Consider the following 22,533-nt stretch of genomic DNA (forward strand, 5'->3'; position numbering starts at 1 on the left):
ACTGGACGATCCTGCGCCCCGGGATGCTGACGAGCGACGCCGGCACCGGTCTCGTACGTCTGGAGGCCGCCACGGGGCGCAGGATCGTCCAGTCCAGGCCCCGGTGAGCGCGTACGTACGCGTCGGCCTCGCCCTTGGCGCGCAGATACGCGTCGAAGACGTCGTCCCCGGGGTGCTCCGGGTCCGCGCCCATCGACGACACGACCACATGCCGACGCACACCGGCCCGGGCAGCGGCGTCCGCGAAGAGCACGGCCGCGCCCCGGTCCACGGTGTTCTTGCGGTCCACCCCGCTGCCCGGGCCCGCGCCCGCCGCGAAGACGGCGGCGTCCGCGCCCTCCAAGTGCGTGGCGACCTCCTCGACCGAAGCGGACTCCAGATCGCACAGGACCGGCTCGGCGCCGGCCGCCCGCAGATCGTCGCCCTGCTCGGCGCGGCGGATGATCCCCGCCACTTCGTCACCGCGCGCGGAGAGCAGCCGCTCCAACCGCAGCGCGATCTGACCATGACCTCCAGCGATGACAATGCGCATGTTTCCGACCGTACGCCCGGACGACCCCACTCGCCGCACAACCCTGTGGATAACTCGTGAGTCTCATGAACGATCACTGTGTACGAGGGGTGACGCCGTACGGCGTCATGAAGGAGACCGTCATCACCACCACACGCGAGAGCCTTGCGCCGCGCATGAGCCCTGCCACGCGCAACCGCCCTGCCCTGCGCAAGACCCTCACCGCAGCCGCCTGCACCACGGCGCTGCTCGCCGGCGTGGCCGCCTGCGGCACGGTCGAGAACCTCACCGCCGGTCAGAAGGTCGACCGCGCCTTCGAAGGGCTCGGCGAAAAGAAGTCGTTGGCCTTCGAGTTGGGGCTCGACGCCAAGCCCTCAGCCCTCACGAAGCTCGCCGGAGAGGCGGAGCCCGGCGAGGAGTTGCCGCCCGAGCTCGCCGAACTCTTCACCGGGGTACGGGTCAAGGTGTCCGTCGAGTCGAGGAAACCGCTCGCCGACTCGGGTGAGAAGGACCTCGTCGGTACGGGCGTGACGATCTCGGGGCCCGACGGCGTGCTGGCCGAATACCGCCTCGTCGGCGACTACACGTACTACCGCGCCGACATGAAGGCGCTCGGTGAGGCCATGGGCTTCCCGCTGCCGTCGGCCGACGAGCTCCCCGAGAGCGAGAAGGAGCTCAAGAAGGTCATCGAGGGCGAGTGGGTCAAGGTCGACACCAGCGAGCTCGACCGGGCCGGGAAGGGCGACAAGGCCGGCAAGGGCGGCAAGGCTGATAAGTCCGCTGGGCCCGGCGCGATCGACACCAAGACCCAGCAGAAGATCCTCAAGGCCGTACGCGGAGTCGTCGCCCGCGAGGTCACCTTCAGCAACGAGGGAGGCAGCGACGGCGTCGAACGGATCGTCGCCAAGGCCTCGTTCCGCGAGCTGCTCACCGGTGTCCTCGACAAGCTCCGGCCGCTGGCCGACGACCTTCCTGCGGGCGCCGAACTGCCCACCGACGAGGACCTCAAGGACGCCCCGAACAAGAAGATCGCCGTCAACTTCTCCCTGAAGAACGGCGACTTGACCCGGGTCTCCGTAGACCTCGCCGCCCTGGCGGACGGCCCGAAGGGCACCCGGCTCCCCCTGGTGGTCAAGTTTGGCGAGGCGGGCGACGTCAGCGCCCCGTCCGGTGCCACCGAGATACCCGCGGACGGATTCGGGGGCCCGGGCAACCCGTTCACCGGAGGCCTGCTGAGCGGCTTCTGACGGCCTGTCCGGAACTCGCCAGCCACGGGCGACCCGATGGCCACGAGTAGGCGGACTTCGAAAGCATCAGCACGTGCGCGTGGAGCCCGAACAGACTCCACGCGCACGTGCCCGCACTGAAAGCGGCACCCGCCTCAGGACACCCCAGGCCTCACGACGGCTCCTCCGCGCGCCCCGTCCGCCCCTGCCGAGGCAGGTCCAACGCCACGGTCACAGCGGAGTTGCAGTACTCCCGCACCGCACTCGTCCGCGCCACCACCCGCCCCCGGTGCACCACGATCCGGCTGTACGCCAGGGACAGCGCCGCGTCGAGCCGGTCCCCGCGCACCGCGAGCAACTCCGCGGGGAACCCGGCCTCCACCCGCACCTCGGGCAGCCCCAGCGCGGCCCGCGCCGACGAACTTACCGCGTCGTAGGCGTCCCCGGCCCGCAGCCCGTACCGCGATGCCAGCAGATACGCCGCCTCCAGCGGGTCCCCGCGCCCCACGGGGTTCGATACGTCCCTCAGGGCGCCGCTCCCGGCCGCCACGCGTACCCCGGCCGCCCGCAGCAGCCGTACCGGAGCCGTCCCGCGGCGGTCCACGCCCGAGCAGCCGCCCTGGGGCAGACAGACCACGCTCACGCCGGCCGCGGCGAGTTGGTCCGCCGCCCGCGAGGCGACCTCGGAGGGCAGCCGCCCGAGTCCGCCGCACGGGCCGAGCGTCACCCCCGGCCGCAGTCCGCCGGCCATCGCCGCGAGCCGTGCCAGCCTCGCCGGGTCGTCACCGTCCGTGTGCAGATCGACCGGGCAGCCGTGCTCCGAGGCGACCTCCAGGACCGCCTCCACGTATCCCGTCGGATCAGGGTCCAGATCTGGACAACCACCCACTACGGAGGCGCCCATTTTCACCGCGTCCCGCAGTATCGCCAGCCCGTCGGCCCCGGCGAGACCGGTCAGGACCCGGGGCATCGCCACCACCGTCAACTCGGCCAGCCCGCGCAGCGCGCGCCGCGCCTGGAGCACCGCGGCCATCGAGCCCAGCCCCTGCACATCGCCCACGCGCACGTGCGAGCGCAGGGCGGTGGCCCCGTGCCCGAGCTGGAGCAACGCGGCCTCGGTCGTACGGCGCTGGACCTCGTGGGCCTCGTACGACACCGGTCCGTCGCCGTCCGCAGACAGGGCCGTGTCCCCGTGCGCGTGGGACTCGGCCGGGGCCGGCAGGAGCAGATAGCCGGCGAGGTCCACGCGCGCGCTGTGCGCGGTGAGGCTGCCCGCCGTGCCGACCGCCTCGATGCGCCCGCCGCCCAGCCTTACGTCCACGGTCCGGCCGTCGGTGAGCCGCGCACCGCAGAGCAGCAGGTCGGAGCCGTCGCTCCGGCCGGACGAACCCGAGGAGCCCGACGAGGACGAGGAGGAGTGGGGCTGCTGCGGCTGACTGTCGGGCATCGCGCTCCTGGGGCTCGGCGGCGGCTGCGAAAGGGCGGCTGCGAAAGAGGGACAGGCGGCTGCGAAGGAGGGACACAAGATCACGCAGCGTGAGTCGAGCCTAGGGTGGCGACCGGCGTGCATCGAGGAGGAGCGGAATAGTCGTACCGGTGTGGTCCGTCGTGCGGGAGGGGCGCGTGAAACGCCCTGCGAGCGGCCCGGAACGGGCCGGGGCAGGTGCCGCGAAACGGATTTGGGCGTTCGGTGGCCGAGCGTGTAATGTCTTCATCGCTCGCCCCAATAGCTCAGTCGGTAGAGCGTCTCCATGGTAAGGAGAAGGTCTACGGTTCGATTCCGTATTGGGGCTCTGGTGTGGAAGGTTCCCGTCGCAAGACGGGAACCGATCACATCGCAGCGGTGTAGCTCAGTCGGTAGAGCAAGCGGCTCATAATCGCTGTGTCACCGGTTCAAGTCCGGTCACCGCTACTGACAGTAGCCGATTGTGGGGTCGGTCCTTCGATCGGCTACTCTTCTGTGTGTTAATGCGCCAATCGTCCCATCCGTTCGTCAAGGAGCACTCCTGTGGCTGCCACCGACGTCCGCCCGAAGATCACGCTGGCCTGCGTGGAGTGCAAGGAGCGGAACTACATCACCAAGAAGAACCGGCGTAACAACCCGGACCGACTGGAGATGAAGAAGCACTGCCCGCGTTGCAATGCGCACACCGCGCACCGCGAAACGCGATAAATAAGGCTCGTACACGAGGCCGTCCCCTGAAGTCGGGGGGCGGCCTCGCGTCGTTACACCCAGTTGCGAACCAGGAGGTGCCGGGCCCATGGCGCTCGACCAGTCCTTCGTGGGGCGGTCCTATCCGCCCACCGAGCCCTATGAGGTCGGCCGGGAGAAGATCCGCGAGTTCGCGGAGGCGGTGGGCGACACCAACCCCGCGTACACGGACCCGGAGGCCGCCAAGGCGCTCGGTCACGCCGATGTGATCGCTCCGCCGACCTTCGTGTTCACCATCACGTTCAAGGCCGCGGGACAGGTCGTCCAGGACCCCCAACTGGGGCTCGACTACAGCCGTGTGGTGCACGGCGACCAGAAGTTCGTCCACCGCCGCCCGGTGCGCGCGGGCGACCGGCTCACGGTCACCTCCACCATCGAGGCGATCAAGTCGCTGGCGGGCAACGACATTCTGGACATCCGCGGCGAGGTCCACGACGAGGCGGGCGAGCACGTGGTGACCGCCTGGACCAAGCTCGTGTCCCGCGCGGCCGAAGGGGCGTGAACAGATGACGGCGAAGATCTCGTACGACGACGTCGAGGTCGGCACCGAACTGCCGGCCCAGACCTTCGGCGTGACGCGCGCCACGCTCGTGCGGTACGCGGGCGCCTCGGGGGACTTCAACCCGATCCACTGGAACGAGAAGTTCGCCAAGGAGGTCGGCCTCCCGGACGTCATCGCACACGGCATGTTCACCATGGCCGAGGCGGTCCGGGTCGTCACCGACTGGACCGGCGACCCGGGCGCGGTCGTCGAGTACGGCGTCCGCTTCACCAAGCCGGTCGTCGTCCCGAACGACGACCAGGGCGCCACGATCGAGGTCAGCGGCAAGGTCGCGGCCAAGCTCGACGACAACACCGTCCGCGTCGACCTCGTCGCGATGAGCGCGGGCCAGAAGGTCCTGGGCATGTCCCGCGCGGTCGTCCGCCTCGCCTGACGGGCAGGGCCCGGCAGGGGCGCGAGGAGTGAGAGTAAGGGGCGTCCGCCATTGCGGGCGCCCCTTACTTCTTGTTTCCCGCGCCGCTTGTTTCTTCTCTCCGCATCCCACCTCCTTGACTCGGTTAGTGATTGAGTACTAACTTACTCGCATGGTCAGGATGAGCGCAGAAGAGAGGCGCGAGAGCGTCATCCGTGCGGCGATGAGCGAGTTCTCCCGGGGCGGCTACTACGGCACGTCCACCGAGGCGATCGCCAAGCGCGTGGGTGTCTCGCAGCCGTACCTCTTCCGGCTCTTCCCGGGCAAGAAGGCGATCTTCCTCGCGGCGGCCGAGCGGTGCATGGAGGAGGCCACGCGCACCTTCGCGGACGCGGCCAAGGGGCTGGAGGGCGAGGAGGCCCTGCACGCCATGGCGGACGCGTACGTCAGGGTGATCGCCGAGGAGCCCGAGCGGCTGCTGATGCAGATGCAGATGTACGTCGCGGTGGCGGCGGCCGAGCAGGCGGGCGACCGTGAACTCGGTGAAGCGGTACGGGCGGGCTGGATGCGCCTGTGGGACACGGCCCATCTGCCGCTCGGTGCCGATGTCGACGAGACCACGACCTTCATGGCGTACGGGATGCTCATCAACTGCCTGGTGGCCATGGGATTTCCGCCCGAGCACCGGGTCTGGGAGGGGCTCTACCCCTCGGCCCGGCTCAAGGGCCGGCTCGAACACTGAACCAAGGGTGGCGAGGATCGCCGCCTTTTCATGCCCGTGAAAGTTAGTCAGCAATAACTAATCGAAGTCAGCGAACACCCGCTGGGGGAAGCGATGTCACAGCAGACCGCACGTCGCGGGGGAGCCGTCTGGGCCCTCGTCATCACCAGCGTCGCCGGGTTCATGGCGGCGCTCGACAACCTCGTCGTCACCACCGCACTGCCCTCGATCCGCAAGGACCTCGGGGGAGACCTCCCCGATCTGGAATGGACCGTGAGCGCGTACACGCTCACCTTCGCCGTGCTGCTGATGTTCGGCGCGGCCCTGGGCGACCGGTTCGGCCGGCGCCGGCTCTTCCTCGTCGGCATCACCGTGTTCACCGCCGCGTCGGCCGCCGCGGCCATGGCGCCCGGCATCGACTCGCTGATCGCCGCCCGCGCGGTCCAGGGCGTCGGCGCCGCCATCATGATGCCGCTGACGCTGACCCTGCTCACGGCCGCCGTCCCGGCCGCCAAGCGCGGGATGGCGTACGGGATCTGGGGTGCCGTCAACGGTCTCGCGGTCGCTTCGGGGCCGCTCATCGGCGGCACCCTCACCGAGCACATCTCCTGGCAGTGGATCTTCTGGCTGAACGTTCCGCTGGGGCTGGTCCTGCTGCCGCTCGCCCGGCTGCGCCTGTCGGAATCGTTCGGCGCCGGCGCCCCGCTCGACATCCGCGGCACCCTGCTGGCCAGCGGCGGCCTCTTCGGGATCGTGTACGGGCTGGTCCGGGCGCCCGTCGTCGGCTGGAACGACGGGATAGTCCTGCTGGGGCTGTTCGCCGGTACCGCCCTGCTCGTCGGCTTCGTACTCCACGGCATCAGCGCCAAGAACCCGATGCTGCCGATGCGGCTCTTCCGCAACCGGGCCTTCGCCGGCATCAACGCGGCCAGCCTGCTGATGTTCCTCGGGATGTTCGGCTCGATCTTCCTGCTCAGCCAGTACATGCAGGAAGTCCTCGGCTACTCGCCCACGCAGGCCGGGCTGCGGATGCTGCCCTGGACGGGGATGCCGATGCTCATCGCGCCCGTCGCCGGCTATCTGTCCGACCGGATCGGCGGCCGTCCGGTCGTCGCCGCGGGTCTCTTCCTGCAAGCCGTCGGGCTCGGCTGGTTCGCCGCCGTGATCGCGCCCGACACGTCGTACGCCGCGCAGCTGCCCGCCCTGATCATCAGCGGCGTGGGCATGTCCCTCTTCTTCGCCCCTGCCTCCAGCCTGGTCATGTCCAGCGTCCGGCCGCACGAGCAGGGGATCGCGTCCGGCGCCAACAACGCGCTGCGCGAGGTCGGCGGCGCGCTCGGTATCGCGGTGATGGCCTCGATCTTCTCCGCCCAGGGCGGCTACGGGACCGCGCAGACCTTCGTGGACGGCACCCAGCCGGCGCTCTGGGTCGGCTCCGCCGCGGTCGCAGTGGCAGGAGTCGCGGCACTGCTCATCCCCGGTCGTCGCCGCGCGGCGGAGGCGGGCGAGGAGAGCGCCGGGACCGCGTCCGAGCGGGTGCTGGAGACGGCCTCCCGCTGAGGGCTCACCGAGTTCGGAAGTCAAACCCACGAGAGTTCGGAAATCAAACCGAAAGGAGTCCGGACATGCCCACCCTTCCCTGGACCGTGCCGAACAAGCCGCCGCGGGGCGCCGAGGTGCACGTCTTCGCCTCCCGCTTCGAGACCCGCACCCGCTGGGGAGCGCTGAAGTTCTTCGCCAGGACACCGGCCGTCTGGCGGCAGGTGAGCAAGGCCCCCGGAGCGTACGGCGCCACGCTCAAGGCGGCCCCGCTGCGGCGGACCTTCTGGACCCTGTCCGCCTGGGAGTCGCCCGCGGCGCTCAAGAACTTCGCCCGCTCCGGCACGCACGCGCCGACCGCGCGGGGCCTCGGCCCCCAGATGCGGGACGCGAAGTTCGTCTCGTGGACGGTCACGGCGGACGACCTCCCGCTCGACTGGGCGGAGGCGTTGCGCCGTCTGTGACCGGCCGACGCCCCGAACGGTTCAGCCGCGAGAACGGCCCCGCCCCGACCGGCGGGGCCGTTCTCGTACTCTTGGGCACGTGCTGGAACTCCACGACGCCCCGCTCGCCCCGCTGACCACCTTCCGGCTCGGCGGCCCCGCCGCGCGCCTGATCACCGCCACGACCGACGCCGAGGTGATCGCCGCCGTCCGCGAGGCCGACGACTCCGGCACGCCGCTGCTGCTGATCGGCGGCGGATCCAACCTGGTCATCGGCGACAAGGGCTTCGCCGGCACCGCCCTGCGCATCGCCACCCGCGGCTTCGCCCTCGACGGTACGAAGCTGGAACTGGCCGCAGGCGAGGTGTGGACCGACGCCGTCGCCCGCACCGTCGAGGCCGGCCTCGCGGGCATCGAGTGCCTCGCCGGAATCCCTGGCTCCGCGGGCGCGACGCCCATCCAGAACGTGGGGGCGTACGGCCAGGAGGTGTCGTCGACGATCACCGAAGTGATCGCCTACGACCGGCGGACCGGCGAGACGGTCACCGTTCCGAACGCCGAGTGCGCCTTCTCGTACCGCCACAGCCGCTTCAAGGCCGAGCCCGAGCGCTTCGTCGTGCTGCGCGTCCGCTTCGACCTGGAGGACGCCTCCGGGCTCTCCGCGCCGGTCAAGTACGCCGAGACGGCCCGCGCCCTCGGTGTCGAGCCGGGCGACCGCGTGCCGCTGGAGAAGGCCCGTGAGACCGTCCTGAAGCTGCGCTCCGGCAAGGGCATGGTGCTCGACCCGGAGGACCACGACACCTGGTCGGCCGGCTCGTTCTTCACCAACCCGATCCTCACCCACGAGGAGTTCGCCGTGTTCCACGCGCGCGTGGCCGAGCGCCTCGGCGACGGCGTGATCCCACCCGCGTACCCGGCGGGCGACGGGCACACCAAGACCTCCGCGGCCTGGCTGATCGACAAGTCCGGCTTCACCAAGGGCTACGGCACCGGCCCCGCCCGCATCTCCACCAAGCACACCCTGGCCCTCACCAACCGCGGCGAGGCCACCACGGAGGACCTCCTCACGCTGGCCCGCGAGGTCGTGGCGGGCGTCCACGCCGCCTTCGGGATCACGCTCGTCAACGAACCGGTGACGGTCGGCGTCAGCCTCTGAGTTATTTCGCTTGCCGGTCGCCCGGCCCGGCGATCACCCTGGGGCCATGAGAGAACTCCTGTGCGGCTGAGGGTCGATGAGTTCCGGCCGAGCGCCGGCCGGTACGCGTTCCGGGTCGTCCAGCCGCGCTCCGCGCTGCGGCACACCACACTCAGCGACCCCCTGCGGGGCTGGGGCTACCTGGTCGGCGACCACGACGGACTGTCCCGCCTCGCCGCGCTGTTCTCGTTCGCCGCGTACTCCCCGCACACCGTCGTCCACGTCCCGCTGCGCGACAGCGTGCCCAGGACGTACGCCCCCGGAACGCCGGTCGACCTCGTCCTGGCCCACCAGTCACTGGGCTTGCGGCCCTCCACATGGCCGTCGCTGCGCCGCGGGCTGACCCGGGGCACCCCGGGCACCGTCCGCACCGACGAACGGCGCACCGCCGACCACGCGGCGGCATGGCAGGCGCGCTGGGAACAGCGCTGGGACCGCCTCGACCCCGTCGACCGGATCCGCCCCGCCGTCCACGCCCGGACGCTGTTCCTCTTCGGCGCCCGGGACACCTTCGCCTCGGCGTCCGCCCAGCTGGAGGTCGCGGCCGGCTTCGGCCCCCTGGACAAGAGGGCCGCCAAGGGGCTCGACGTGCTGGTCGCCTCGCTCACGCTGCACATGCCCCTGAGCCGGGGACGACACACGGAACTGGACATCGGCTTCCAGGCGTACCCGCCCTACGCCCACTTCAGGCGACCGGGGAGGTCAGCCAGTCGTCGATCCCGGACAGCAGCTTCTCCTTGATGTCGTGCGGGGCCGCCGAACCCCGTACCGACTGCCGTGCCAGTTCGGCCAGTTCGGCGTCCGTGAAGGCGTGATGCTGACGTGCGATGTCGTACTGGGCGGCCAGCCGTGAGCCGAACAGGAGCGGGTCGTCCGCGCCGAGTGCCAGCGGGACCCCTGCCTCGAAAAGCTTGCGCAGGGGGACGTCCTCCGGCTTTTCGTACACCCCCAGGGCGACGTTCGACGCCGGGCAGACCTCGCAGGTGATGCCCCGGTCCGCGAGCCGCTTCAGGAGCCGCGGGTCCTCGGCCGCCCGCACCCCGTGCCCGATGCGCGAGGCGTGCAGGTCGTCCAGGCAGTCGCGGACGGACGCCGGGCCCGTCAGCTCGCCGCCGTGCGGCGCCGCCAGCAGCCCGCCCTCACGCGCGATGGCGAAGGCCCGGTCGAAGTCCCGCGCCATACCGCGCCGCTCGTCGTTGGAGAGCCCGAAGCCGACGATGCCCCGGTCCGCGTACCGCACGGCCAGCCGGGCCAGCGTGCGCGCGTCCAGCGGATGCTTCATCCGGTTCGCGGCCACCAGGACCCGCATCCCGAGCCCGGTCTCGCGCGCGGCCGAGTCCACGGCGTCCAGGATGATCTCCAGCGCCGGGATCAGCCCGCCCAGCCGGGGGGCGTACGAAGTCGGGTCGACCTGGATCTCCAGCCACCCCGAGCCGTCCTTGATGTCCTCCTCGGCGGCCTCCCGTACCAGCCGCTGAATGTCCTCGGGATCTCTGAGGCACGACCGCGCCGCGTCGTACAGCCGCTGGAAACGGAACCAGCCCCGCTCGTCGGTGGCCCGCAGTTTCGGCGGCTCCCCGCTGGTCAGCGCATCGGGAAGGTGGATCCCGTGCTTGTCGGCCAGTTCCAGCAGAGTGGTGATCCGCATCGACCCGGTGAAATGCAGGTGCAGATGAGCTTTGGGCAGCTCAGAGACATCACGTACGTGCTCCATTCCAGGATCCTGCCGTACGCCGCCTCCGTATCGGTAGCGCTTTCCCTGAACGTGGTCTTGCTCGCACTAAGACACGAACCAGGACACGAAGAAAGCGGGCCGCCTCCCAGGGGAGGCGGCCCGCTTCAACCCACTCACGGTGAGGAGGTTCAGTCCTTGGCCTCGGCCAGCAGCTTCTGGATGCGCGAGACGCCCTCGACGAGGTCCTCGTCACCCAGCGCGTACGAGAGCCGCAGGTAGCCCGGCGTGCCGAAGGCCTCGCCCGGGACGACCGCGACCTCGGCCTCCTCCAGGATCAGCGCGGCCAGCTCGACGGAGTCCTGCGGGCGCTTGCCGCGGATCTCCTTGCCGATGAGGGCCTTCACCGAGGGGTACGCGTAGAAGGCGCCCTCGGGCTCCGGGCAGAGCACGCCGTCGATCTCGTTGAGCATCCGCACGATGGTCTTGCGGCGGCGGTCGAAGGCCTCGCGCATCTCGGCGACGGCCTTCAGGTCGCCGGAGACGGCGGCGATGGCGGCGGCCTGGGCGACGTTCGACACGTTCGACGTGGCGTGCGACTGGAGGTTCGTCGCGGCCTTCACCACGTCCTTCGGGCCGATGATCCACCCGACACGCCAGCCGGTCATCGCATACGTCTTCGCGACGCCGTTGACCACGATGCACTTGTCGCGCAGCTCGGGCAGGATCGCGGGCAGCGAGGTGAACTTCGCGTCCCCGTAGACCAGGTGCTCGTAGATCTCGTCCGTCAGCACCCACAGACCGTGCTCGACGGCCCAGCGGCCGATCGCCTCGGTGTCCTCGGCGCTGTAGACCGCGCCGGTCGGGTTGGACGGCGACACGAAGAGGACGACCTTCGTCTTCTCCGTACGGGCCGCCTCCAGCTGCTCGACCGAGACTCGGTAGCCGGTGGTCTCGTCCGCGACGACCTCGACCGGGACACCGCCGGCGAGACGGATCGACTCCGGGTACGTCGTCCAGTAGGGCGCCGGGACGATGACCTCGTCGCCCGGGTCGAGGATCGCGGCGAACGCCTCGTAGATGGCCTGCTTGCCGCCGTTGGTCACCAGGACCTGGGAGGCGTCAACCTCGTAGTCGGAATCGCGCAGCGTCTTGGCGACGATCGCCGCCTTCAGCTCGGGAAGGCCGCCGGCAGGCGTGTACCGGTGGTACTTCGGGTTCTTGCAGGCCTCGATGGCGGCCTCGACGATGTAGCCCGGGGTCGGGAAGTCGGGCTCACCGGCGCCGAAGCCGATCACCGGACGTCCTGCGGCCTTGAGGGCCTTGGCCTTGGCGTCCACGGCGAGGGTGGCGGACTCGGAGATCGCACCGACCCGGGCGGAGACCCGGCGCTCGGTGGGAGGGGTTGCAGGGCTCATGGGGCCCATCGTTCCAGACACGAAACCTCCCCGGCACACCGGTTTCACAGAGTGAGCGCCGACCGACAAAGTCCTTACGGACACTTTCTGTTCGACGACCGGCCGTCGACCACGTACACTCTCACCTCGTTGGCCTTCACCGGCCGCGCCCACCCGGTGCACACCGAGCACCCGGGCGGATGCGGTACGTTGTTGGGGAAACAAAGGGTCGTAGCTCAATTGGTAGAGCACTGGTCTCCAAAACCAGCGGTTGGGGGTTCAAGTCCCTCCGGCCCTGCTACACACTCCTTTCGCCAGGATGTGTGCGCATGTACGTACTGCACTACACCGCATTACACCGCCGTGCGGCTCATACCCGGGCGCGGCACGGCCACGACCCGGAATCAGGTGAGGACGAGTGACGGACGCCGTGGGCTCCATCGACATGCCTGATGCCCAGGATGAGGCGCCGGAGTCCCAGAAGAAGGGCCGCAAGGGCGGTAAGCGTGCCAAGAAGGGCCCGCTGAAGCGCCTTGCCCTCTTCTACCGCCAGATCGTCGCGGAACTCCGCAAGGTTGTCTGGCCGACCCGGAATCAGCTGACGACGTACACCACAGTGGTGATTGTGTTCGTCGTCATCATGATCGGTCTGGTGACTGTGATTGACTTCGGACTCGACAAGGCCGCCAAGTACGTATTCGGCTGAGCCAAGCGCGAAGGGCGCCGTACCCGGCGCCCGCTTTCGCGTGTTCCACCCCCATGATCCAGGAAGAAGCAGCCACCGTGTCTGACCCGAACCTGAACGACGCCGGCGAGTCGGTCGAGTCCGTTGACGACGAGCTCGACATCGTCGAGGGCGCGGACGTCGAGGACGAGGTCGAGGCTGCCGACGCCGAAGCCGGCGAGGCCGCCGAAGAGGCTGCCCTGCACGTCGAGGACGAGTCCGGCGAGGACGTCGAGACCGACGTGGACGCCGAGGACCCGGCCGTCTCCGACGAGGCCGACGACGAGAAGCTCGAAGAGGCCGAGGAAGAGGCCGAGCCGGTCGACCCCGTCGTGGCCCTCCGCGAGGAGCTCCGCAGGCTGCCCGGCGAGTGGTACGTCATCCACACGTACGCGGGTTACGAGAACCGCGTGAAGACGAACCTCGAACAGCGTGCCGTCTCTCTGAACGTCGAGGACTTCATCTTCGCGGCCGAGGTGCCGCAGGAAGAGGTCGCGCAGATCAAGAACGGCGAGCGCAAGACCGTCCGTCAGAACAAGCTCCCCGGCTACGTGCTGGTGCGCATGGACCTGACGAACGAGTCCTGGGGCGTCGTCCGCAACACCCCCGGAGTCACCGGCTTCGTGGGCAACGCGTACGACCCGTACCCGCTGACGCTGGACGAGATCGTCAAGATGCTCGCCCCCGAGGCCGAGGAGAAGGCGGCCCGCGAGGCGGCCGAGGCCGAGGGCAAGCCGGCTCCGTCCCGCAAGCTCGAGGTCCAGGTGCTGGACTTCGAGGTGGGCGACTCGGTCACCGTCACCGACGGCCCGTTCGCGACGCTGCAGGCGACCATCAACGAGATCAACGCCGACTCGAAGAAGGTCAAGGGCCTCGTCGAGATCTTCGGCCGCGAGACCCCGGTCGAGCTGAGCTTCGACCAGATCCAGAAGAACTGACCCCTCGCGGGACGATCTTCCGGAACACACGCCTCCGACCAGGTCAGACGGGCCCTCAAAGCCTGTCTGACCTGCTCGGTTTTTGGCCGCAGACCGATACCCGTTATCGTTGTGCGGTATGCCTCCGTCCGGATGATCCGGATCGGCGGCTGAAAACTCTCACTAGGACCCGGAGAGAGCAATGCCTCCCAAGAAGAAGAAGGTCACGGGGCTCATCAAGCTCCAGATCCAGGCCGGTGCGGCCAACCCGGCGCCGCCGGTCGGCCCCGCGCTGGGCCAGCACGGCGTCAACATCATGGAGTTCTGCAAGGCCTACAACGCCGCGACCGAGTCGCAGCGTGGCTGGGTGATCCCGGTGGAGATCACGGTCTACGAAGACCGCTCCTTCACCTTCATCACCAAGACTCCGCCGGCCGCGAAGATGATCCTCAAGGCCGCGGGCGTGGAGAAGGGCTCCGGCGAGCCGCACAAGACCAAGGTCGCCAAGATCACCCAGGCGCAGGTCCGCGAGATCGCCACCACGAAGATGCCCGACCTGAACGCCAACGACCTGGACGCCGCGTCGAAGATCATCGCCGGCACCGCCCGTTCCATGGGCATCACGGTCGAGGGCTGACCTCCACCCCGTAGGAAAGACCGTGGCAGGGCCTGCTCGGCCCACACCACGACTCCTCAGAACACACAGGAGCAGTAGTGAGCAAGCGCAGCAAGTCTCTCCGCGCTGCGGACGCCAAGATCGACCGGGAGAAGTTCTACGCCCCGCTCGAGGCCGTCCGTCTCGCCAAGGAGACCTCCACGAGCAAGTTCGACGGCACTGTCGAGGTCGCCTTCCGCCTGGGTGTCGACCCGCGCAAGGCCGACCAGATGGTCCGTGGCACCGTGAACCTCCCGCACGGCACCGGTAAGACCGCCCGGGTCCTGGTCTTCGCGACCGGTGACCGTGCCGAGGCCGCGACCGCCGCGGGCGCCGACATCGTCGGCTCCGACGAGCTCATCGACGAGGTGGCGAAGGGCCGTCTGGACTTCGACGCCGTCGTCGCCACCCCGGACCTCATGGGCAAGGTCGGCCGCCTGGGCCGTGTCCTCGGCCCGCGTGGTCTGATGCCGAACCCGAAGACCGGCACCGTGACCCCGGACGTGGCCAAGGCCGTGACCGAGATCAAGGGCGGCAAGATCGAGTTCCGCGTCGACAAGCACTCGAACCTGCACTTCATCATCGGCAAGACCTCGTTCGACGAGACCCAGCTGGTGGAGAACTACGGCGCGGCGCTGGAGGAGATCCTCCGTCTGAAGCCGTCCGCCGCCAAGGGTCGTTACATCCGGAAGGCCGCGATCAGCACGACGATCGGCCCCGGCATCCCGCTCGACCCGAACCGCACCCGCAACCTCCTCGTCGAGGAGGACCCGGCCTCCGTCTGAGCCTGACGCTCACCGGCAGCCGCGTCGCACACGCGATTCCAGGACGGGCCCCGCAACCTTTCGAGGTGCGGGGCCCGTCCCTTTTTGTCAGATGCCCGTTTCCGAACCGGGTGTCAGTGCCCTGCGCTAGCGTGCAAGGCACAGGAATCGCATAGGGGGACGAATGAAGAGCACTGCCGTGCGACGCGCGACTGTCTCGATCGCGATGGCCGCCGCGCTGACGGGGGTCGCGGCCTGTAGCGGCTCGGACTCCGACGGGGGTTCGGGCGGGAGCTCGGGCGGAAGCTCCGGAGGGGGCGACAAGGCGGCCGGCAAGGCCAAGACGCAGGCGAACCCGATCGCGGCCCTGCGCTCCGTCGAGAAGTCCACCGACAAGGCCGACTCCGCCAAGGTCGAGTCCACCACGACAATGGGCACGATCATGGCCATGGAGGCGGACGGCGCCCTCGGCTGGTCCGACGGTCTCACCGGCACCCTGACGATCACGTACACCGGCGGCACCATGGCCGACCAGATGCGCCAGCTGGGCACCACCTCCATGGAGGCCCGCTATCTGCCGGACGCCTACTACGCGAAGATGGGCGACAAGTTCGCCGAGCAGTCCGGCGGCAAGCACTGGATCAAGTACGCGTACGACGACCTGGCGGACCTCGCCGGCGGATCGGGCGCGTACATGAAGGACCAGATGCAGAACACCACGCCGAACCAGTCGGTGAAGCTCCTGCTGGCCTCCGGGGACGTCAAGAAGGTCGGCGCGGAGAAGGTGCGCGGCGAGAACACCACGCACTACTCGGGCACGGTCGACGTCGCGGACCTCGCGGGCGAGAGCTCGAACCTCACCGCGGACCAACTGGCCGACATGAAGCGCCAGTTGGAGCAGGCCGGAGTCACCACCGAGACCATCGACATATGGGTCAACGACGAGGACCTGCTGGTCAAGAAGGTCGAGAAGGGCGAGCTGGCGACCGGCTCGATGTCCTCGACGGCGTTCTACAGCGACTACGGCGTGAAGATCTCCACCGAGGAGCCCCCGGCGGGCGACACCGCCGACTTCAAGGACCTGATGCAGACTCAGCCGGCGGCCTGAGGAACCTCGTACGGGACGCGCGGGGGCGCCACCCAGGCGCCCCGGGCGTCCCACAGGCCTCAAGGAACTCGGAGGACTGCCCGAGTCCCTCTGGGATACGCTCGCGCCCTGTCTGTGAGTCGCTCATCTGTTCCTTGGGGGGAACCATGAAGATTTCTGTGCGCGGATCCGTGCGTCGTAGGACGACCGGTGCGGCACTCGCCGCGCTGGTCCTCGCCGGGGGTGCCGTCGGCTGTTCGAAGGACGGCGCGAGCGAGGAGTCGCCGAAGATGACGCCCGCCGCGGCCGTGGCCAAGGCGGCGAAGAACACGGAGGACATCACCTCCATCAGCTACCGGATGACCGGCAGGACCCCCGAGGAGGGGCGCGTCAAGGCCGATGCCCAGATGCGCATGAAGCCGGACGTCGCCATGAGCATGAAGATGACCGCCCTCGACCAGGGCGCGGACGGCACCGCCGAGATCCGCCTCGTCGACAAGGCGATGTACATAGGCGGAGGCGCCGCGGCGGCCAAGGAGATGGACGGCAAGAGCTGGATCAAGTTCGACCTGTCCACGCTGGGCGACGACGCGCTGGGGGGCGCGGCTCCGGGCGCCGGGACGGCCGACAAGAACCCGGCCCAGGAGTCCACCTTCCTCACCGGCTCCAAGGACGTGAAGAAGGTCGGCACCGAGAAGATCGACGGCGTCGAGACCACCCACTACAAGGGCACGGTCACCCTCGACGAGTTCCGCAAGTCCCTCAAGAGCGAGAGCAAGACCACCCGTGAGCAGCGGGAGAAGAGCCTTGAGCAGTACGAGAAGATGGGCGTGGACGCGCTCACGATGGACATGTGGATCGACGGCGACGACCGCACCAAGCAGTTCCGCATGAAGGGCGACGCCGACAAGGGCAAGCTCGACATGACCATCACCTTCGTCGACTACAACAAGCCCGTGACGGTCGAGGCGCCGCCCGCCAAGGACGTCATGGACCTCGCCGAGATGATGGGCGACATCGAGAGCTGACCTCGGCGTGGGCCGGCGTACGGCGTCGGCTCACGTACGGATTTGCTTGACAGCGACCCGTTCACGTAACCTTCCACAGAAGCCAAAGACCGCTGGTCGTTGCCGTGCGCTTGTTAGAGGGCGCGGTGACCGAAGGATCCGCTGAAACTGCGGACGACCCGCGTAGGTGACTGTGGATGAACTCCCGAACAGTCCCGTACTTCGTACGGATCCGTTCGGTCGAGTCACGCCCCGTGCGCCTGCGCCGGGGCGTTTCGTTTTCCCAGTCTCCTTCTGAGCGGTCCTCATCACCCGGAAGGAGGCCACGCTTATGGCAAGGCCCGACAAGGCTGCCGCGGTAGCCGAGCTCGCGGACCAGTTCCGCAGCTCGAACGCCGCTGTGCTGACCGAGTACCGGGGTCTCACCGTGGCGCAGCTCAAGACGCTGCGTCGTTCGCTCGGTGAAGACGCCCAGTACGCCGTGGTGAAGAACACGCTGACCAAGATCGCGGCCAACGAGGCCGGGATCTCGACGCTCGACGACCTGTTCAACGGTCCGACGGCGGTTGCCTTCATCTCCGGTGACCCGGTGACGTCGGCGAAGGGTCTTCGTGACTTCGCCAAGGACAACCCCAACCTCGTCATCAAGGGCGGTGTCCTTGACGGCAAGGCGCTGTCCGCCGACGAGATCAAGAAGCTTGCGGACCTCGAGTCCCGCGAGGTTCTGCTCGCCAAGCTGGCGGGTGCCATGAAGGGCAAGCAGACTCAGGCTGCGCAGCTCTTCCAGGCGCTTCCGTCGAAGTTCGTCCGCACCGCGGAGGCGCTTCGCGTCAAGCTCGAAGAGCAGGGCGGTGCCGAGTAATTCGGCTCGCGCATTGACCGCCGCCTGAGGCGACGGTCGTAGCGGGCCGAACGTACGCCCGCCTCACCAGTACATCCGGCACCTGCCGAATTAGTGGAAGGACGCCATCATGGCGAAGCTGTCCCAGGAAGAGCTGCTCGCGCAGTTCGAGTCCCTCACCCTCATCGAGCTCTCCGAGTTCGTGAAGGCCTTCGAGGAGAAGTTCGACGTCACCGCCGCCGCCGCGGTCGCCGTTGCCGGCCCCGCCGGTCCGGGCGCCGTTGCCGAGGCCCCCGAGGAGCAGGACGAGTTCGACGTCATCCTCACGGGTGCCGGCGACAAGAAGATCCAGGTCATCAAGGTCGTGCGTGAGCTGACCTCCCTGGGTCTCAAGGAGGCCAAGGACCTCGTGGACGGCGCTCCGAAGCCGGTCCTCGAGAAGGTCGCCAAGGACGCCGCCGAGAAGGCCGCCGAGTCCCTCAAGGGCGCCGGCGCCTCCGTCGAGGTCAAGTAACACCACGAGCCGCCCGCCGCGGCGCCTGAGGGCGCCCCGCGGCGACGGCTCCAGCGGGCCGACACAGCCGCTCCCGCAGGGGCTGTAACGCTGACGCACCGAAGAGCGATCATCCATCTGGGTGGTCGCTCTTCGGCGTTCGAGGGGGCCGTGCGGCGACTGCCTTGCGCTGTCGGTCGCTACGAGTATGGTGATCTTCGTTCGTGCCTCCGGCCGCCCTGTGACGGGCAGCGAGACAGGTTGCAAGACGGGTTGCAAGTGACGATGGCAGCACCCGGTTCGGGCATGGGGGGCCTTGACGAACCGCACGCAGCGCGCAATTCTCAGGACGCGTCGTCACAACGATCCGGATCCGAGGCATGGATCGGTGGCGAAGAGGGCAGTATCGATGTGCATCGAGGGCGTGGCTTGCAGCAGGGGTTGAGAACAACGAGGGTCTTCAAAAACCCGCACTGGACATCAGTGGGCCTAGTGGCTACACTGACCCTTTGCGCTGCCTGTTAGCTGCCTCCTGCCCGTCACCAGGGGCATGCCCTCGCTTCAGCACTGTGGATTGAACCGATCCTGACCTGGCCTTTTGGCTGATTCAGGAAACGGCTGTCCTGGTGTCCGGCTTGGGACCGGTACGCGCGTAGTGAGTCCGAGCCCTCGGAAGGACCCCCTCTTGGCCGCCTCGCGCACTGCCTCCGCGAATACGAACAACGGCGCCAGCACCGCCCCGCTGCGCATCTCTTTTGCAAAGATCAAGGAGCCCCTCGAGGTTCCGAACCTTCTTGCGCTGCAAACCGAGAGCTTCGACTGGCTGCTCGGAAACGACGCGTGGAAGGCTCGTGTCGAGGCGGCTCTGGACAGCGGACAGGACGTCCCCACCAAGTCCGGTCTGGAGGAGATCTTCGAGGAGATCTCCCCGATCGAGGACTTCTCCGGGTCGATGTCCCTGACTTTCCGCGACCACCGCTTCGAGCCTCCCAAGAACTCGATCGACGAGTGCAAGGAGCGCGACTTCACGTACGCGGCCCCGCTCTTCGTCACGGCCGAGTTCACCAACAACGAGACCGGCGAGATCAAGTCCCAGACGGTCTTCATGGGTGATTTCCCGCTCATGACGAACAAGGGCACCTTCGTCATCAACGGCACCGAGCGTGTCGTCGTGACGCAGCTGGTCCGTTCGCCGGGTGTCTACTTCGACTCCTCCATCGACAAGACGTCCGACAAGGACATCTTCTCGGTCAAGGTCATCCCCTCCCGGGGTGCCTGGCTGGAGATGGAGATCGACAAGCGCGACATGGTCGGTGTCCGCATCGACCGCAAGCGCAAGCAGTCCGTCACCGTTCTCCTGAAGGCTCTCGGCTGGACGACCGAGCAGATCCTCGAAGAGTTCGGCGAGTACGAGTCCATGCGCGCCACCCTGGAGAAGGACCACACCCAGGGCCAGGACGACGCACTGCTCGACATCTACCGCAAGCTGCGTCCGGGCGAGCCGCCGACCCGTGAGGCCGCGCAGACGCTTCTGGAGAACCTCTACTTCAACCCGAAGCGTTACGACCTCGCCAATGTCGGCCGTTACAAGGTCAACAAGAAGCTGGGCAGCGAGGCCCCGCTGGACGCCGGGATCCTGACCGTCGAAGACATCATCGAGACGATCAAGTACCTGGTGAAGCTGCACGCCGGTGAGACCGAGACCGTTGGTCCCAACGGCGCCTCGATCGTCGTCGAGACCGACGACATCGACCACTTCGGCAACCGTCGTCTGCGCAACGTCGGCGAGCTCATCCAGAACCAGGTCCGTACGGGTCTGGCGCGTATGGAGCGTGTCGTCCGTGAGCGGATGACGACTCAGGACGTCGAGGCGATCACGCCGCAGACCCTGATCAACATCCGGCCGGTCGTCGCCTCCATCAAGGAGTTCTTCGGCACCAGCCAGCTGTCGCAGTTCATGGACCAGAACAACCCGCTGTCGGGCCTGACGCACAAGCGTCGTCTCAACGCGCTCGGCCCGGGTGGTCTGTCCCGTGAGCGGGCCGGCTTCGAAGTCCGTGACGTGCACCCCTCGCACTACGGCCGCATGTGTCCGATCGAGACCCCCGAAGGCCCGAACATCGGCCTGATCGGCTCGCTCGCCTCCTACGGCCGGATCAACGCGTTCGGTTTCGTCGAGACGCCGTACCGCAAGGTCGTCGAGGGCCGGGTCAGCGACGACGTGGACTACCTCACGGCCGACGAGGAGGACCGGTTCGTCATCGCGCAGGCCAACGCCTCGCTCAATGACGACATGCGCTTCGACGAGGCTCGTGTCCTGGTCCGCCGTCGTGGCGGCGAGGTCGACTACGTCCCCGGTGACGACGTCGACTACATGGACGTCTCCCCGCGCCAGATGGTGTCCGTCGCGACCGCGATGATCCCCTTCCTGGAGCACGACGACGCCAACCGTGCCCTCATGGGCGCGAACATGATGCGCCAGGCCGTGCCGCTGATCACCGCCGAGGCCCCCCTCGTCGGTACGGGCATGGAGTACCGCTGCGCCGTCGACGCCGGTGACGTCATCAAGGCCGAGAAGGCGGGTGTCGTCCAGGAGGTATCCGCGGACTACATCACCGTCGCCAACGACGACGGCACGTACACCACGTACCGCGTCGCGAAGTTCTCGCGCTCCAACCAGGGCACCTCGGTCAACCAGAAGGTGATCGTGGACGAGGGCGACCGGGTCGTCGAGAACCAGGTTCTCGCCGACGGTCCGGCCACCCAGGAAGGCGAGATGGCGCTGGGCAAGAACCTGCTCGTCGCCTTCATGCCCTGGGAGGGTCACAACTACGAGGACGCGATCATCCTGTCGCAGCGCCTCGTCCAGGACGACGTCCTCTCCTCGATCCACATCGAGGAGCACGAGGTCGACGCCCGTGACACCAAGCTCGGCCCCGAGGAGATCACCCGGGACATCCCGAACGTCTCCGAGGAGGTCCTGGCCGACCTCGACGAGCGCGGCATCATCCGCATCGGTGCCGAGGTCGTCGCCGGCGACATCCTGGTCGGCAAGGTCACGCCCAAGGGTGAGACCGAGCTGACCCCGGAGGAGCGCCTGCTCCGCGCGATCTTCGGTGAGAAGGCGCGCGAGGTGCGCGACACCTCGCTGAAGGTGCCGCACGGCGAGATCGGCAAGGTCATCGGCGTCCGCGTCTTCGACCGTGAAGAGGGCGACGAGCTGCCGCCGGGCGTGAACCAGCTGGTTCGTGTCTACGTGGCGCAGAAGCGCAAGATCACGGACGGTGACAAGCTCGCCGGCCGTCACGGAAACAAGGGCGTCATCTCCAAGATCCTTCCGATCGAGGACATGCCCTTCCTCGAGGACGGCACGCCCGTCGACATCATCCTCAACCCGCTGGGTGTCCCGTCCCGAATGAACCCGGGACAGGTCCTGGAGATCCACCTCGGCTGGCTCGCCAGCCGCGGCTGGGACGTCTCCGGTCTGGCGGACGACTGGGCGCAGCGCCTCCAGGCCATCGAGGCCGACAAGGTCGACCCGGGCACGAACGTCGCCACCCCCGTCTTCGACGGTGCGCGTGAGGACGAGCTGGCCGGTCTGCTGCAGCACACGATTCCGAACCGCGACGGCGAGCGCATGGTGCTCCCCACCGGTAAGGCGCCTCTGTTCGACGGCCGCTCCGGCGAGCCGTTCCCGGAGCCGATCTCGGTCGGCTACATGTACATCCTCAAGCTCCACCACCTGGTCGACGACAAGCTCCACGCGCGCTCGACCGGTCCGTACTCGATGATCACCCAGCAGCCGCTGGGTGGTAAGGCCCAGTTCGGTGGCCAGCGCTTCGGTGAGATGGAGGTGTGGGCGCTGGAGGCTTATGGCGCCGCTTACGCCCTCCAGGAACTGCTGACCATCAAGTCCGACGACGTGACCGGCCGCGTGAAGGTCTACGAGGCCATCGTCAAGGGCGAGAACATCCCCGAGCCCGGCATTCCCGAGTCCTTCAAGGTGCTCATCAAGGAAATGCAGTCGCTCTGCCTCAACGTGGAGGTGCTGTCCTCGGACGGCATGTCCATCGAGATGCGCGACACGGACGAGGACGTCTTCCGCGCCGCGGAGGAGCTCGGTATCGACCTGTCCCGGCGCGAGCCGAGCAGCGTCGAAGAGGTCTGACGGGTCTGGCCGGGGCTCCTTGAACAAGAGCCCCGGCTAACCCCGGA

22 protein-coding genes and 3 tRNA genes are annotated in these 22,533 nt (G+C 68.3%); 21 read left to right on the plus strand and 4 right to left on the minus strand.

Annotated features, from left to right (window positions below):
• Positions 1-532 (minus strand): NAD(P)H-binding protein (locus tag AOK17_RS01920; RefSeq protein ID WP_107102271.1); only part of this gene is annotated, 532 nt, incomplete at its 3' end.
• A gap of 65 nt (positions 533-597) precedes the next feature.
• Between AOK17_RS01920 and AOK17_RS01925 the strand changes: the two genes are divergently transcribed.
• Complete coding sequence (locus AOK17_RS01925; protein WP_245696982.1) at positions 598-1,758, plus strand: hypothetical protein; 1,161 nt, start codon at positions 598-600, stop codon at positions 1,756-1,758.
• A gap of 151 nt (positions 1,759-1,909) precedes the next feature.
• Here AOK17_RS01925 and AOK17_RS01930 read toward each other — a convergent pair whose 3' ends face one another.
• Positions 1,910-3,184, minus strand: coding sequence for an amidohydrolase family protein (locus AOK17_RS01930; protein WP_055610491.1), 1,275 nt, complete (start codon positions 3,182-3,184; stop codon positions 1,910-1,912).
• Positions 3,185-3,457: 273 nt separating this feature from the next.
• Between AOK17_RS01930 and AOK17_RS01935 the strand changes: the two genes are divergently transcribed.
• The 10 genes from AOK17_RS01935 to AOK17_RS01980 all read left to right on the plus strand — a co-directional run bounded on the left by AOK17_RS01935 (position 3,458) and on the right by AOK17_RS01980 (position 9,502).
• Positions 3,458-3,530 (plus strand) — tRNA-Thr (locus AOK17_RS01935).
• 46 nt (positions 3,531-3,576) lie between these two features.
• A tRNA-Met gene (locus tag AOK17_RS01940) sits at positions 3,577-3,649 on the plus strand.
• A 96-nt stretch (positions 3,650-3,745) separates the two neighbouring features.
• Positions 3,746-3,910 (plus strand): 50S ribosomal protein L33, encoded by a 165-nt coding sequence (gene rpmG, locus AOK17_RS01945; protein WP_003948671.1) that lies wholly within the window; start codon positions 3,746-3,748, stop codon positions 3,908-3,910.
• Between the two features lie 88 nt (positions 3,911-3,998).
• On the plus strand, positions 3,999-4,451 hold the full coding sequence (locus tag AOK17_RS01950; protein WP_055610492.1) for a MaoC family dehydratase N-terminal domain-containing protein: 453 nt from the start codon (positions 3,999-4,001) through the stop codon (positions 4,449-4,451).
• 4 nt (positions 4,452-4,455) lie between these two features.
• Positions 4,456-4,884: a MaoC family dehydratase gene (locus AOK17_RS01955; RefSeq protein WP_055610493.1), complete on the plus strand. Its 429-nt coding sequence runs from the start codon at positions 4,456-4,458 to the stop codon at positions 4,882-4,884.
• A 151-nt stretch (positions 4,885-5,035) separates the two neighbouring features.
• Positions 5,036-5,605, plus strand: coding sequence for a TetR/AcrR family transcriptional regulator (locus tag AOK17_RS01960; RefSeq protein WP_206190651.1), 570 nt, complete (start codon positions 5,036-5,038; stop codon positions 5,603-5,605).
• 93 nt (positions 5,606-5,698) lie between these two features.
• Positions 5,699-7,144 carry a DHA2 family efflux MFS transporter permease subunit gene (locus AOK17_RS01965; protein ID WP_055610494.1) on the plus strand — a complete coding sequence of 482 codons (1,446 nt, stop codon included), beginning with the start codon at positions 5,699-5,701 and terminating at the stop codon, positions 7,142-7,144.
• Between the two features lie 65 nt (positions 7,145-7,209).
• Complete coding sequence (locus tag AOK17_RS01970; RefSeq protein WP_055610495.1) at positions 7,210-7,587, plus strand: DUF3291 domain-containing protein; 378 nt, start codon at positions 7,210-7,212, stop codon at positions 7,585-7,587.
• A 79-nt stretch (positions 7,588-7,666) separates the two neighbouring features.
• A complete protein-coding gene (locus AOK17_RS01975) occupies positions 7,667-8,722 on the plus strand; it encodes a UDP-N-acetylmuramate dehydrogenase (RefSeq protein WP_055610496.1) in 1,056 nt (351 codons plus the stop codon).
• Between the two features lie 60 nt (positions 8,723-8,782).
• Positions 8,783-9,502, plus strand: coding sequence for a hypothetical protein (locus tag AOK17_RS01980; protein ID WP_055610497.1), 720 nt, complete (start codon positions 8,783-8,785; stop codon positions 9,500-9,502).
• Here AOK17_RS01980 and AOK17_RS01985 read toward each other — a convergent pair.
• A complete protein-coding gene (locus AOK17_RS01985; protein WP_055610498.1) occupies positions 9,447-10,475 on the minus strand; it encodes an adenosine deaminase in 1,029 nt (342 codons plus the stop codon). The two genes, AOK17_RS01980 and AOK17_RS01985, sit on opposite strands and share 56 nt — an antisense overlap.
• 149 nt (positions 10,476-10,624) lie before the next feature.
• Positions 10,625-11,851 (minus strand): pyridoxal phosphate-dependent aminotransferase, encoded by a 1,227-nt coding sequence (locus AOK17_RS01990; RefSeq protein ID WP_055610499.1) that lies wholly within the window; start codon positions 11,849-11,851, stop codon positions 10,625-10,627.
• A 204-nt stretch (positions 11,852-12,055) separates the two neighbouring features.
• Here AOK17_RS01990 and AOK17_RS01995 point away from each other — a divergent pair.
• The 10 genes from AOK17_RS01995 (at position 12,056) to rpoB (ending at position 22,486) form a co-directional block, all read left to right on the plus strand.
• Positions 12,056-12,128 (plus strand) — tRNA-Trp (locus tag AOK17_RS01995).
• 120 nt (positions 12,129-12,248) lie between these two features.
• Positions 12,249-12,536 carry a preprotein translocase subunit SecE gene (gene secE / locus AOK17_RS02000; protein WP_055610500.1) on the plus strand — a complete coding sequence of 96 codons (288 nt, stop codon included), beginning with the start codon at positions 12,249-12,251 and terminating at the stop codon, positions 12,534-12,536.
• A gap of 77 nt (positions 12,537-12,613) precedes the next feature.
• Positions 12,614-13,492: a transcription termination/antitermination protein NusG gene (nusG, locus tag AOK17_RS02005; RefSeq protein WP_055610501.1), complete on the plus strand. Its 879-nt coding sequence runs from the start codon at positions 12,614-12,616 to the stop codon at positions 13,490-13,492.
• A gap of 181 nt (positions 13,493-13,673) precedes the next feature.
• On the plus strand, positions 13,674-14,108 hold the full coding sequence (gene rplK, locus AOK17_RS02010) for a 50S ribosomal protein L11 (RefSeq protein WP_030359033.1): 435 nt from the start codon (positions 13,674-13,676) through the stop codon (positions 14,106-14,108).
• A 77-nt stretch (positions 14,109-14,185) separates the two neighbouring features.
• Positions 14,186-14,911, plus strand: a complete 726-nt coding sequence (gene rplA, locus AOK17_RS02015; protein WP_055610502.1) for a 50S ribosomal protein L1 — start codon at positions 14,186-14,188, stop codon at positions 14,909-14,911.
• 163 nt (positions 14,912-15,074) lie between these two features.
• On the plus strand, positions 15,075-15,998 hold the full coding sequence (locus AOK17_RS02020) for an SCO4651 family lipoprotein (RefSeq protein ID WP_055610503.1): 924 nt from the start codon (positions 15,075-15,077) through the stop codon (positions 15,996-15,998).
• Positions 15,999-16,144: 146 nt separating this feature from the next.
• Positions 16,145-17,005, plus strand: coding sequence for an SCO4651 family lipoprotein (locus AOK17_RS02025; RefSeq protein WP_055610504.1), 861 nt, complete (start codon positions 16,145-16,147; stop codon positions 17,003-17,005).
• A 310-nt stretch (positions 17,006-17,315) separates the two neighbouring features.
• Positions 17,316-17,846, plus strand: a complete 531-nt coding sequence (gene rplJ, locus AOK17_RS02030; protein WP_055610505.1) for a 50S ribosomal protein L10 — start codon at positions 17,316-17,318, stop codon at positions 17,844-17,846.
• 109 nt (positions 17,847-17,955) lie between these two features.
• On the plus strand, positions 17,956-18,339 hold the full coding sequence (gene rplL, locus AOK17_RS02035) for a 50S ribosomal protein L7/L12 (protein WP_055610506.1): 384 nt from the start codon (positions 17,956-17,958) through the stop codon (positions 18,337-18,339).
• Between the two features lie 664 nt (positions 18,340-19,003).
• Entirely contained in the window at positions 19,004-22,486 is a 3,483-nt protein-coding gene (gene rpoB / locus AOK17_RS02040) for a DNA-directed RNA polymerase subunit beta (RefSeq protein ID WP_055610507.1), read from the plus strand.
• The last annotated feature ends 47 nt before the right edge of the window (positions 22,487-22,533 follow it).

The sequence above is a fragment of the Streptomyces phaeochromogenes genome (assembly GCF_001418655.1).
Classification (GTDB): domain Bacteria; phylum Actinomycetota; class Actinomycetes; order Streptomycetales; family Streptomycetaceae; genus Streptomyces; species Streptomyces phaeochromogenes.